General features: G+C 45.4%; 13 protein-coding genes. 9 read left to right on the top strand and 4 right to left on the bottom strand.

The window, feature by feature from the left end:
- The first annotated feature begins 98 nt into the window (after positions 1–98).
- The 4 genes from B3N33_RS02540 (at position 99) to B3N33_RS02525 (ending at position 3,350) form a co-directional block, all read left to right on the top strand.
- A complete protein-coding gene (locus B3N33_RS02540; RefSeq protein WP_214079340.1) occupies positions 99–1,160 on the top strand; it encodes an alanine racemase in 1,062 nt (353 codons plus the stop codon).
- Positions 1,157–1,972, top strand: a complete 816-nt coding sequence (locus tag B3N33_RS02535; RefSeq protein WP_292592111.1) for a GNAT family N-acetyltransferase — start codon at positions 1,157–1,159, stop codon at positions 1,970–1,972. Before B3N33_RS02540 ends, B3N33_RS02535 begins: the two co-directional genes overlap by 4 nt.
- 616 nt (positions 1,973–2,588) lie before the next feature.
- Complete coding sequence (locus tag B3N33_RS02530; RefSeq protein WP_214060240.1) at positions 2,589–2,756, top strand: hypothetical protein; 168 nt, start codon at positions 2,589–2,591, stop codon at positions 2,754–2,756.
- 336 nt (positions 2,757–3,092) lie between these two features.
- Positions 3,093–3,350, top strand: coding sequence for a hypothetical protein (locus B3N33_RS02525; protein WP_292588516.1), 258 nt, complete (start codon positions 3,093–3,095; stop codon positions 3,348–3,350).
- Positions 3,351–3,370: 20 nt separating this feature from the next.
- Here B3N33_RS02525 and B3N33_RS02520 read toward each other — a convergent pair whose 3' ends face one another.
- The 3 genes from B3N33_RS02520 to B3N33_RS02510 are packed head-to-tail and all read right to left on the bottom strand — an operon-like array spanning position 3,371 to position 6,396.
- Positions 3,371–4,183, bottom strand: coding sequence for a carbohydrate ABC transporter permease (locus B3N33_RS02520; protein ID WP_099830523.1), 813 nt, complete (start codon positions 4,181–4,183; stop codon positions 3,371–3,373).
- Positions 4,180–5,109, bottom strand: a complete 930-nt coding sequence (locus tag B3N33_RS02515; protein WP_349680353.1) for a sugar ABC transporter permease — start codon at positions 5,107–5,109, stop codon at positions 4,180–4,182. Before B3N33_RS02515 ends, B3N33_RS02520 begins: the two co-directional genes overlap by 4 nt.
- A 54-nt stretch (positions 5,110–5,163) precedes the next feature.
- Positions 5,164–6,396 carry an ABC transporter substrate-binding protein gene (locus B3N33_RS02510; protein WP_214079342.1) on the bottom strand — a complete coding sequence of 411 codons (1,233 nt, stop codon included), beginning with the start codon at positions 6,394–6,396 and terminating at the stop codon, positions 5,164–5,166.
- 293 nt (positions 6,397–6,689) lie between these two features.
- Here B3N33_RS02510 and aglA point away from each other — a divergent pair, with 293 nt between their 5' ends.
- The 4 genes from aglA (at position 6,690) to B3N33_RS02490 (ending at position 9,850) form a co-directional block, all read left to right on the top strand.
- Positions 6,690–8,108, top strand: coding sequence for an alpha-glucosidase AglA (gene aglA / locus B3N33_RS02505; protein WP_214079343.1), 1,419 nt, complete (start codon positions 6,690–6,692; stop codon positions 8,106–8,108).
- Positions 8,109–8,248: 140 nt separating this feature from the next.
- Positions 8,249–8,812 (top strand): DNA-3-methyladenine glycosylase I, encoded by a 564-nt coding sequence (locus B3N33_RS02500; protein ID WP_180977929.1) that lies wholly within the window; start codon positions 8,249–8,251, stop codon positions 8,810–8,812.
- 353 nt (positions 8,813–9,165) lie between these two features.
- On the top strand, positions 9,166–9,306 hold the full coding sequence (locus tag B3N33_RS02495; RefSeq protein ID WP_292588540.1) for a hypothetical protein: 141 nt from the start codon (positions 9,166–9,168) through the stop codon (positions 9,304–9,306).
- Between the two features lie 148 nt (positions 9,307–9,454).
- Positions 9,455–9,850: a DUF5700 domain-containing putative Zn-dependent protease gene (locus B3N33_RS02490; protein WP_292588524.1), complete on the top strand. Its 396-nt coding sequence runs from the start codon at positions 9,455–9,457 to the stop codon at positions 9,848–9,850.
- Positions 9,851–9,857: 7 nt separating this feature from the next.
- Here the strand turns inward: B3N33_RS02490 and B3N33_RS02485 are convergent, their stop codons facing one another.
- On the bottom strand, positions 9,858–11,045 hold the full coding sequence (locus B3N33_RS02485; protein WP_292588525.1) for an anaerobic nitric oxide reductase flavorubredoxin: 1,188 nt from the start codon (positions 11,043–11,045) through the stop codon (positions 9,858–9,860).
- Positions 11,046–11,455: 410 nt separating this feature from the next.
- Here B3N33_RS02485 and B3N33_RS02480 point away from each other — a divergent pair, with 410 nt between their 5' ends.
- The gene (locus tag B3N33_RS02480; RefSeq protein ID WP_292592108.1) at positions 11,456–12,109 is read left to right on the top strand and encodes an HAD family hydrolase; all 654 of its coding nucleotides are present in this window, start codon (positions 11,456–11,458) and stop codon (positions 12,107–12,109) included.
- Positions 12,110–12,125: the final 16 nt, after the last annotated feature.

Raw genomic sequence — 12,125 nt, 5'->3', positions numbered from 1 at the left:
ACATGATGTAGATATTATACGACAACAAGTTAGTTAGATAAGGAGATGGCAGCGAACGGAAGAGGAGCATAATATATAATTTACTAGAGGTGATTTGAATGGCTTTTGTTGAAGTGAAGAGGGACAGTATCGCAGAGAATGTAAGAAGGATTAGGGAACTGGCTAAGAACAATGGGGTAGAAATTGCCGGAGTGACTAAGGTCGTGTGCGGCGATCCCAGCATAGTAGATGTACTGTTGAAGAACGGCATTTCTGAAATTGGCGAGTCAAGGCTGGAGAACATATCGAGGATTAAAGGCTCTGGAATGAAGGCCGATTACCTCCTGCTCAGACTTCCTGAACAGGCTAGATTCAGGGAAGTAGTGGAGCTAGTAGACACGGTTCTGATAGGGAATTTGGAGACTTTGGTCAGACTCAATGAAGTATCGACTGAAAGCGGCAAAGATTTGAAATTCATATATATGATCGATACCGGAGACCTCAGAGAGGGAGTCATGTATTACGAGGCTGAGGCAATTCTTATGAAGGCATTCGAGATTGTCGGAACGAATCTCGATGGAATTGGGACAAACCTCGGGTGTTTCGGCGGAGTGATAGCCTCTCCCGCCAAATTCGAGATACTTTTAGACCTGGGAGAGTCGCTTAGAAAGGCAACCGGATACTCCATGAGGAGATACTCAGCAGGAAACACCGCTTCGCTTCCTCTTCTCGAAGATGGAACGCTTCCCAGAGGCATAAATCACTTCAGATTGGGTGAATCTATCATGTGTGGAACAGATGTCACTAACAACCGAAGAGTTCCGGGAACCCTACAGAACACATTCACTCTCGTAGGAGAGATTATTGAACTTGCAGAGAAGCCCTCCATACCAATTGGCGATATCGGTCATGATGCCTTTGGTCGGATTCCAAGGTTCGTAGATAAAGGGAAGAGAATGAAGGCAATACTTGATCTTGGTGAACAAGATGTGGTTCCCTCCGGATTGACACCTTTGGTAAGTGGATGTGAAATAATTCATGCTTCGAGCGACCATCTGATAGTGGATGTAACCGATTCCGAGAAGTCCTTTGCTGTTGGTGACTCGATTCCCTTCAGAATGTCTTACGGAGCTCTGTTAAGAGTTATGACATCTCCCTATGTGAGAAAGGTGTACTTATGATAAAGCTTCTGGAAAAGAGCGATCGGAGCAGAGTGGAGGAGATCGTAAAGACGATCTGGGAAGGAGATGACTATATCCCCTTGGTTTTTGACAAGTGGGTAGACGACCCCTCTTGCTATTTCATGGGTTTTTGGAGTGAAGGAGGATTAATTGGAATAGATAATCTAAGGCTATTCTCCGACAAAGTGGGCTGGATGGAAGGAATGAGAATAGACCCCGCCTTTCAGGGAAGGGGATACGGGAAAGAGTTGGGCAAAGAGATGTTGCAGTTGACCAGAGATCTGGGGCTTGAAAGGCTGTATTTTGCAACTTACTTTGACAACACGGCTTCGATCAAGATGAACGAAGCTTTTGGCTTCGAACGAATAGCTGTCTTCACAAATCTGGAGAAGGAGATTGACGAATTGACTCCCTTTTCCATCAATCTTCTGGAAAGCGACGAGATTCCGGAAATCGATGATCACATCAGCGAAGACTGGTCATTTATTCCAAAAGAAGTTCCAAAAAAGACCAGTTTCCTGATACATCCTGTGCAACTTTCAGATGGCGCTAACTGGGCGGTTTTGTCGATAAACTCCAAGTTCAGTGATTGTCTTGACATCAATTTCATTGAAATGGAGGACAGGGAGAGTATTGAGGTTTTCGTGAAGGAGCTTGTTTGTTACGCTAGGGCGAGAGGTTTCGGCCGTATGCATACCATGGCCAGCGAGGATTTTGATCTAGAACCCTTTCTACTGAATGGATTCAAACCTTTCGAGAGAACAAAGGATGTATTTCTCTATTACGCCGATGGTTCAACTCTTCAAATCTGATCTCCATAAGTCATTTTGGACTGTATCTGGTGATCGTGTACTCGGCGATCTTGGATAGTTTTTTTCAATTCGAGAAGAGATGGTGTTGAGCTGAGTGTAGAGCTGAATGGCTGTTACAAACTCTGATTGCGTCAGTTTCGGATCTAGAGCCCGGGGTATCCTACAATTACCAGGACGGTTTCTGATGGCTTCAATTGTCGGGACTCAATGCAATAATGAAATCTACGCAAAGAGTCAGTTCTGCTTTGATTGCAATCTTTGGTATGATTCGATGATTGGAGTCTGTATCAAGATTCTTCCTCTTTCATAAAGACACACTCTGAAGATGAGATGGAAGATGAAGGTCGAAAGTGACAAGCGGATCCAAGTGATGGCAATAGCCCTTATGACATCAGAGCTGAATCAAAGTGCAAATCAGAAGCCCCACAGACACCACCCTCTCTGTTTGGATACAGAGAGCTTCATTCTAGGCAATAAGGTCCGCTTTCATGAGCTTTAAAGTTTATTGAGAGATGGAACACCGTCCTATTTCTTCTTCACTTACATTCTTAGCCATTCATGGCCTGGTCTCGAGCCAATTGAATTTCCGCCATTTCTCGAAAGATGCGAACCGGGTTTGCATAGGAGCGGTTTGAACAGGGAGATTAGGGGGGTTCTCGAGTCCGGAACTCTGGAGAAACTCCAGGAAAGCCAGAAGCCGCTATGGAATGAAGTTGAGAAAGACGCTATCGAAGCTTTGGTCGGTAATAGTATTGAGAGAGTTAGTGGCGGTTTTTTGGAATAGTTACAAAGAACTTGTTTTGCTCCAAATCCGCTTTTCCCTGAACTTGTTTCTCTTGGTGCATCTGGATCTGACGGGCTCTACAGTATTGCAAGATATCCAGGCAGAGCGACCGAGAAGTGGCCCTATGAGCCAGGGGTCACGGCGCCCGATGAAGAATTCTTCAGTTATCTTGAGAACTTCGTCTGGTCTAGAATCGTTGCTTTTTACGAGTTCTGTCACCCGCGTGCAGATCTCTTTCTCTCGCGGAACGCCGAACTCGTCAAAAGACTCGAGCACTCACCTTTCGCGCTTGGAATTCTCGAGTCTTACGGAGAGAAGTATCCTTCCCGGGAGGATATGTTCGCCGAGTTTCTTATCTTCGGGATGACATATGCCTATCTGCTGGACGAATTTGGAGAGGAAGTTGCAGAAAGCTTCCGTAAGACCATGGAAGACAAAGCAGGCTTCACGATGAGCAATGTTGTTGGAAGACAGCTTCACCTTTACCTGAAAGCTTCAAAAGAAGGGAGAGCTATGAAGTTTGAAGATGAGCTTGCCGAGATTTCGGCACAGAATAGACAGCATCTTCTCGACAGAGCTCTGAGTGTTAACTGAGAAGGATCGCCTAGAGTTCTCTAGCCTTTGACAGAGCCCGCAAGAAGTCCTCTCAGGAAGTATTTACCAAGCAGTACATAGACAACCAGCGTTGGTAGAGCAGCCAGCAGTGCTCCAGCCATCTGAACATTCCATTCAACAACCTGACTCCCGGCAAGATTGACCAAAGCGACTGTAATTGGCTGCTTTGTGGGATCACTCGTTACAGTTACCGCGAAGAGAAACTCGTTCCAGATATTAGTGAACTGCCAGATCACAACTACTACGAAGCCGGGTAGAGAAATTGGAAAGAGAACTTTCAGGTAGGTCCTGAATATACCGGCGCCATCTATTCCAGCCGCTTCAATTAGCTCCGTAGGTACTTCACTGTAGTAATTGCGGAAGATCAAAGTTGTTATCGGCAATCCATAAACTACATGGACCAAAATCAATCCCCAAAGTGAGCCGTAAAGACCTATGTCTTGCAGGAAACGAATAAGAGGGAAAAGGACACTCTGATAAGGAATGAACATCCCGAAGAGAACTAGAGCGAAAAGCAAATCGGAACCTCTGAATTTCAGTTTCGATAAAACGTAACCGTTAATAGAGCCAATTATGGCTGATAAGAGCGTTGCAGGAATCACCAAAATGAATGAATTCCTCAGGTTAGGAGCGAGACGGTTGAAAGCCTTTGCGAAGCCATCAAGAGAGGGTTCCTTAGGCAGGAACCACATTTTCTCCAGGCCGACTTCTCTGAGAGGTTTGAGACTTGTCGCCAGAAGGACATAGATTGGCATCAGAAAGAACAATGCAAATACAACCAGAAGAATGTAAGTGACGATTTTCTTGATCATACCCTCTTCTCCTTTCTGAAAGCCGAGGCAAGATATGGGATAATTACAACGGCGACCAACAAGAGCATAATGATAGCTATTGCCGATCCAGTTGCGTATTTGTTTGCTCTGAAAGTCGTTTCAAACATATACAGCGCAGGCATATCGGTAACGTTGTTTGGCCCGCTTCCGGTCATCGCATAGACCAGATCAAATATCTTCAACGATATGTGACCGAGAATGATCATCGCACTCAAAGTGATCGGCCTGAGAATAGGAAATTTGATTCTCCAGAAGATCTGCCAGCCCGTCGCTCCATCCACTTCAGCTGCCTCGATCAGATCTTGCGATATTCCGCGCAACCCTGCAAGGTACATTGCCATAGTATATCCTGACATTTGCCAGACAGCGGCAACTATTACAGGAATAAGCGCAACATTGAAGTTCAGGAAGCTCTCCGTACTTGTGAACCACTTCCACTGCAAGAGATCGAGCCCAACAATATCGAGAAGAAGGTTCATGCCCTGAGGGCTATTTGGAAGTATTCCAGGAGCGAATATCCATCTCCAGACGGCACCGGTTACTACAAACGATAGCGCCATCGGGAAGAGATATATGTTTCTGAATATACTGGATGCCTTGAGGTTTCGATCGATGAGTGCAGCAAGAATTATCCCTAGAATCAAGCATCCCAGTATGAAGAATAGAGTGAAATACAGGGTGTTCCATAGATCCGTCTGGAATCTCGGATCTTCGAAGAGTCTCAAGTAATTTCTTAATCCGACAAATTCAAATTCGCCTTTAAGGAGTCTCGCGAAACTATTCCAGTTGGAAACAGACGTTCTGATCGTCTGACCGATGAAAAAATAGACGAAGATTCCTATTGCTGCGAATGTTGGTGAAAGAATCAGGAAGGAGATAATTCCACGTCTTGTCTTCCTCTTGATTTAGAACACCCCCAAATAAGGGGCCTGCTACTTGCAGGCCCCTACTAACAAGGATTAATCAATATAGTCTTCAGCGGCATTTCTTATTGCTCTCATCAAGGCCGCTCTGTCCTTTGTGGTTATGAAGATGTTCACTGCATCGTTCAACTCCGTAACGAACCCTTCCGGAGCGGCTGATCCATGGGCAATAGAGGGACATAGAGCGTTGGTCGAGAAATCCTCCATCGACCAGATGAGATAGGGATCATAGAGAGACTTGTCTGCATCGAGTCTTGCCGGAATCGAACCCTTTATCGGGTTGAAGGCATCCTGCCCTTCTACCGAAGCGACAATTTCCAACCACTTGAGAGCATTCTCTCTGTTTGGTGCGTTCATAGGCAGTCCAAAAGTATCCGTAACAACCATGAAGGAGCCCTCTGTTCCTGGAACTGCCATCCAGCTGAACTCTACTCCCGGTGTCCAGCCAAGCGTCTTCAGGTAACCTTCTGCCCAGTCTCCCATTACATTGAACGCTGCCTTTCCTTCAAAGACCATTCTTGTTGCGTCCTGCCAGGTGAGAGCGGCATGATCTTCATTCACATACTTGATCAATTCTTCAAACACGACTATTGCTCTTTCAACCCCCGGGTCACTGAAGCTTGTCGCGCCGTTCCACAAACCATTATAACCATCAGGTCCGAGAGTTGAAAGCAAGATCGTCTCAAAGAGATGCCCAGCTTCCCACTTGTCCTTGTCTCCTAGCGATAGGGGTATATACCCTGCTTCCTTAATCTTTGCACATACTTCAAGGAAGCCGGGTACATCGGTAGGCACTTCGTCGATTCCCACCTTGCGGAGGATTTCATTGTTTATGAAGACCACGTTTCCTCTGTGCACGTTAACAGGAATCGAGTAAACCTCGCCTTCGTAGCTACAGATGGTCATAATGTCCTCAGGGAACTTGTCAAGAATTCCCCAGCTTTCTAGAATAGCGGTAAGAGGTTCCATCATTCCCGTAACAACGTACGTGTCGATCAACTCCATGCCCCCATGGACCTGGAATGAATCGGGAGGATTACCACCGAGCATTCTGGTCTTCAAGACTGCCTTAGCATTCGTTCCTGCTCCGCCGGCAACCGTTGCGTTGATTATCTCTACGTCTGGATACTTCGCTTTGAAGACATCGTAGATTGCAGCTAGTCCTTCCTCTTCCCCTCCTCCGGTCCACCAGCTGAAGATCTCAACACTTCCCGAAGAAAAAAGCAGACTTACGGACAAAAGAAGAACTGCCAACAAACACTTTTTCATCTAAACACCCCCTGTTATTCGGCATAAAGCCGATTGATAGTCTTCTTCGTCCCTCAAACCGAGTACAGCTCACTAGATATTATACTACGGTTAATATTGCAATAAGCATTTGCTTTGAAAAAGGTTCCAAAAGGTCCTGAATGAGACACGTCTTTCTGGAACATGTACAGCAATTTGACTGAGCGACGCATTTGTTTGTTTAACTGTCCATAAGTTGTCTACATGGTCTCGAGTTTCTGAGCAGCAGTAAATTAGTGGTATCATTTACTAAACGACGACTGGGAGGGATTGGTTTGTCTGCAGTGAATATCTGCATAATAGGTGCAGGAAGCGCAGTGTTTTCGCTTAGGCTAGTGAGCGATATTTGCAAGACAAAGGGACTTCACAAAAGCAAGGTAACTCTAATGGACATTGATGAGGGAAGACTTGAAGCGGTGCATGTTCTAGCCTCGAAATTAGCTGAAGAGATGAAAACTGATCTCAAGTTTTCGAAGACAACGGAGCTAGAAGAAGCGGTCGCGGGAAGCGACTTCGTGATTAATACGGCTCTAGTAGGTGGACACGGATTCCTGGACAGAATCAGGGCCATCGGAGAGAAGCATGGTTACTATAGAGGGATAGACACACAGGAATTCAACATGGTTTCAGACTACTACACACTGACAAATTGGAATCAGCTTTCGTTCTTTTTGAAGATTGCCGAGACAATGGAAAGACTGGCGCCGGAAGCATGGATGCTTCAGGCGGCTAACCCGGTATTCGAAGGGACCACGCTCATAAGAAGAAAATCAAAGATCAGAATGATCGGATTCTGTCACGGTCATTACGATGTTATGGAAGTTGCAGAGACCCTTGGTGTTCACAAAGATGAATTAGACTGGCAGGTTGCCGGTGTCAACCACGGAATATGGCTCAATAGGTTTAGAAGAAGAGGAGAGGACTTGTATCCATTATTCGAGAAATACGCTTCGAAATTCGATGCGAGTGAGTTCAGGCCGTCTAATCCTTTCAATATTCAGATGTCTCCCGCGACGATTGACATGTATTCATTCTATGGTCTGGTTCCTATTGGAGATACGGTTCGAAACAGCGGCTGGAAGTACCATTATGATCAAGATACTCTGGAGAAGTGGTATGGAAGTCCGTGGGGAAGTCCCGACTCAGAACTGGGATGGAAGTGGTACAAGGAGCAGCTGGGTGAAGTCACGAACGCAACCCTAGCTCTTTCGAAAGCTATCGAACAGTTCCCCGGAGCGAGTCTGGAGAAGCTAATAATCGAGGGATCGAAAGGTCTTTCGGGGGATTTCGCAAGAGAAGCTGCCCAACTATATGATAGAAACTCAATGAGCGGTGAGCAGCATATACCTTTTATCGATGCGATTGTCAACGGAAACTCTGCGAGATTCATTGTCAACACTCTTAATCAGGGTGCGATTAAAGGGATTGATGACGATGTTGCCGTTGAAGTTCCGGCAATCGTCGATAGTGATGGAATCCATATAGAAGAGATTGAACCTGCCTTGCCTGAGAGAGTTGTTCAATGGTATCTGAAACCAAGAATACTGAGAATGGAGTGGGCACTTGAGGCATTCAACGAAAGAAATCCCGAACTCATAATCGAAATACTGTTGAGAGATCCTAGAACGAAATCCTACGAACAGGCCAAAGCGGTTGTCGGGGAGATATTCGATTCAGAAGGTGAATATGTATAGATAGATGAACCTGTTCTTTCAAAAACTAGATGATCACATGAAAATGATCTCTTCTCTTCTTGGCGTGAATCTTCAACAGATGCCCCAGCCGAGTCATTTGGAAAAAGTATTTGGGTGACGGAGTGATTACTATTTCGGAAATTGAACGCTGTCCATGGTCGGAAGTAGACGAATTGTATATTGAATATCATGATAGAGAATGGGGAGTTCCAGTTCATGACGACAAGAAGTGGTTTGAGTTCTTAATTCTTGAAGGGGCCCAGGCTGGCCTTAATTGGCACACTGTGCTCAAAAAGCGAGAGAGCTATAGAGAAGCCTTTGCTGGATTCGTTCCTCGGGTGGTGGCTGATTTTGGAAGTGGCGAAGTCGAAGAGTTGTTCAAGAACGCGGGTATAATCAGGAACAGGAGAAAGATTGAATCGGCAATAAACAACGCAAAGAGATTTTTAGAGATTGAAGCTGAATTTGGCGCTTTCGATACTTACATCTGGGGTTTTGTCGGAAATAGACCTATAGTCAACAAATGGGAAAGTCTTTCTGAGATTCCGCCTCTCACCGAAAAGTCCGCTGAGATATCTCGCTCACTCAAACAGCGCGGATTTACTTTCGTTGGGCCGACAATCGTCTATGCTCTTATGCAGGCAACCGGGTTGGTGAACGATCACTTAGTGCATTGTTTCAGGTATACAGAGGTGTGGGACTGACCCGTCAGCTTCTATGCCTCGCCAAGATTGATGGTATAGTATCTCTTGCCTATTGACGACTTCACGAGGGATTCAAGTGAGCTGGCTTCATGCAGAGGAGATCTTCGCTCTTATTGATCTGGTAGATTCCGGTAGAGGTTCTTGCGAGGAGAAAGCGAGTAAGGTTCTCGATTCACCTCTTTCGAAGATGTTTACACAGTTTCGTGTGCACGCTTCGGAGGCAAAGGAATGCTTGCTTGCTGCCATTTCCCGGAGGGAGGATCTTTCGGGTCTTTCGAAGGATTGCACAGAGCTCATAGTTGGACAAGATCAGGGAGAGAAGGCCCGAGTTGAGGGTCTTTCTGGATCTAATTGTGAAAAACGAATCAAAGATAAGATCTTCAGCCATCTCAAAGGCGAAGATGTACCTTCCGGATCAAGCGTCCTTTGAGGGTTTTAACGTCTATCTCATTCCGATGCCTTACAATGCGAATGCCGATCATAGGGGAGTCTAGTTCGATCCTGTTTTTGCCCTGGATATAGGTTTCGATGCGATTGAGTAAGTTCTGGCTCACGAAACACATCGGAAGAAACTCTATCACTGACGAAAGGATTGTGTTTGACGAGACTCCTCTTGATCAGCTCGTGTAGAGATATGTGAGTGTGGAGTGCGAAGGAATAGCGAACTTTGTTAGTGATTCATCTAAGATACCTGCGATGAGACGTGTTGCACTGTCGAGATCGAAAGTCATGGAAGGTTTTGAGAAACATCTCGAGTTGCTTCAGGAAGTCTTCCTTAGTCTTGTGCAGAAGAGTATTTCCGACGATGAAGCTAGAATGATTATGGAGAGAAGTTGGTTCGGTATCGGTAGTTTGGTTCCGGTGGGGATGAAAATGGCCATGGAAACAAAGAAAGAGGTAGGCAAGAAAAGACTTGTGGAGACAGTTGGCGGCACAGTCGCATTTCTAGAAGCATACCAGGAGGCGGCACTGAAAAAATCTTACTACCTCCTGGAAGACGAAACATTTCACAAATTGAGAACACTACTCAAAGCTTAGGGGCATATCAGAGCATAGAAGCAAATTCAGAACCGAACTCTCTGCAGTCGGTCAAGTTTGCGTCGTCGGGGGACCACATTTTCTTCAGGCCAGCCTGGACTACTTCAAATCCGGCTTCTTCAACCATCTTTCCCAGGACTTCTACTGATTCTCCACTCCATCCATAAGTGCCGAACACCGCTGCCTTCTTGTTCTTAAAAGCCAGCCCCTTCACTTCATGAAGCATGCCGGAAAGAGGTGCGAGGATTCCCTTATTGACTGTCGGAGAGCCAAAGAGAACAGCCTTCGACTTGAATATCTCTGTTACAATGTCGTTTTTGTCTGTTTTTCCAGCGTTGTAGAGTTTCAAAGCCGTGTTTTTGCTTACTCTGCCTATACCATCGGCAATGGCTTCAGCCATCATCTTCGTGCCTTCCCACATAGTATCGTAAACGATAGTCACCTGATCTTCCTGGTAGTCGTTTGCCCACTGCAGATACTTTTTGACTATCTGTGTCGGATCTTCTCTCCAGATAATCCCATGGCTAGGGCATATCATGTTCACCGGTAAATTGAAGGAAAGAACTTCTTCTATCTTTCTTATTACGAGCTTGCTGAAAGGAGTTAAAATGTTGGCATAATACTTCACTGCCTCTTGATACAGCTCGGCTTGATCCACAAGATCGTTGTACAGAAGCTCTGTGGCGTAGTGCTGTCCAAATGCGTCGTTGCTGAAAAGAATCGCGTCACCATCCAGGTACTCAAACATTGAATCTGGCCAGTGAAGCATAGGCGCTTCCACAAAGGTTAAGGTCTTCTTGCCGAGAGTGAGAGTGTCGCCCGTCTTCACTGTCACGAAATTCCAGTCCTTATGGAACTGCCCTTTAAGAGACTTCACCGCATTAGCCGTGCAGTAGATTGGCGTGTCTGGAATCTCTCTCATTAGTGCAACGAGACCGCCGCTGTGATCAATCTCCCCATGGTTCGCAATGACATAGTCAATCTCGGACAGATCAATCTCCTTCTTCAGGTTCTCCACAAATTCCTCTGCAAAGGGTGCCCATACTGTATCTATCAGGGCTGTCTTCTCGTCCCTTATTAGGTAAGAGTTGTAACTTGACCCTCTGTGAGTCGAATAATCTTCTCCGTGAAACTTCTTAAGTTCCCAATCGATCTTGCCGACCCAAGTTACACCATCTGTAATCTTCCTTCCCATATCGACACCTCCCGTTTGTTCATTAATACTCTACCAAAAGTGACAGCTTTACTCGGTAACATTTGTTACGTGTACTTGAGTCTTATGTTGAAGGGACTCTTCTCCTATATTGCTCAGAAAGAGTGATGATGCCATTATCTGAGAGCATGAAGTTACCCGTCTCTTGACTGTGTCACTCACTTCTGCTTGCTCAGCGAAGAGCTCTGTTCATTATCCTCTATTCTTGCTGGTCTTGCCGGGTCAATGTCTGAACTGAAAGTGAAGAGATCTTCACTGTCAAGGTGGAAGGTCTGGCAGTATATGTCCGATCATGATAATCTTGAAATGTGAAATGTTTCTATAGGGACTGCCGGAAATTGTGATTTCTTACAGGCATTTGCGAAAAAGGGACTTGCGATAGGAGTGGAGATTTGAAAAGGTTAACAACATATCTGTTTGATCTTGATGGGACGCTAAGTTCTGTTTCTGACGAGGATTTTGCCAGACGTTATTTTCAGCTAATAGCAGACTTTGCTGAGGGTAGAGTCGATTTCGAAAGATTTATGGCATCCCTGCACACATCGCTGAAGAGTCTTTTCGGTGAAAGAGACGGACTCATAAATAACTACGATCATTTCATGGAGAATTTTACCGATTCTATGGGGCAGTGTGACAGGAAATGGTATGAACTGTTCTTCAACGGCTTTTATGACAGTGAGTACAACAGGCTTCGGGAACTGATTGTACCGCGCGAAAGGGTTGTTAAGTCACTTAAAAACCTGAAAAGGGCAGGAAGCGAGATTATTATCGCCACAAATCCGATATTCCCCGAGAAGGCTATTAACAAAAGATTACAGTGGGTAGGATTAGAAAGCGGATTCATCGATTATGTAACTACAATGGAAAACTCTCATTATGTGAAACCCGATGTTAGATACTATCGTGAGATTCTTGAGATAAATAACCTCGAGGCAAAGAACTGCGTGATGATTGGGAACGATATTACCATGGACGGTGTTTGCACGGCTGCAGGAATAGAATACATAGATGTATCTTCAATAGAAGCTATCTGGAAAACAACCTAGACTGCACTCCTGCCAC

It is taken from the genome of Mesotoga sp. UBA5825 (assembly GCF_002432955.1).
GTDB lineage: Bacteria > Thermotogota > Thermotogae > Petrotogales > Kosmotogaceae > Mesotoga.
The sequence above is the reverse complement of the archived record's forward strand: the minus strand, read 5'-3'. Positions and strand labels throughout refer to the sequence as shown.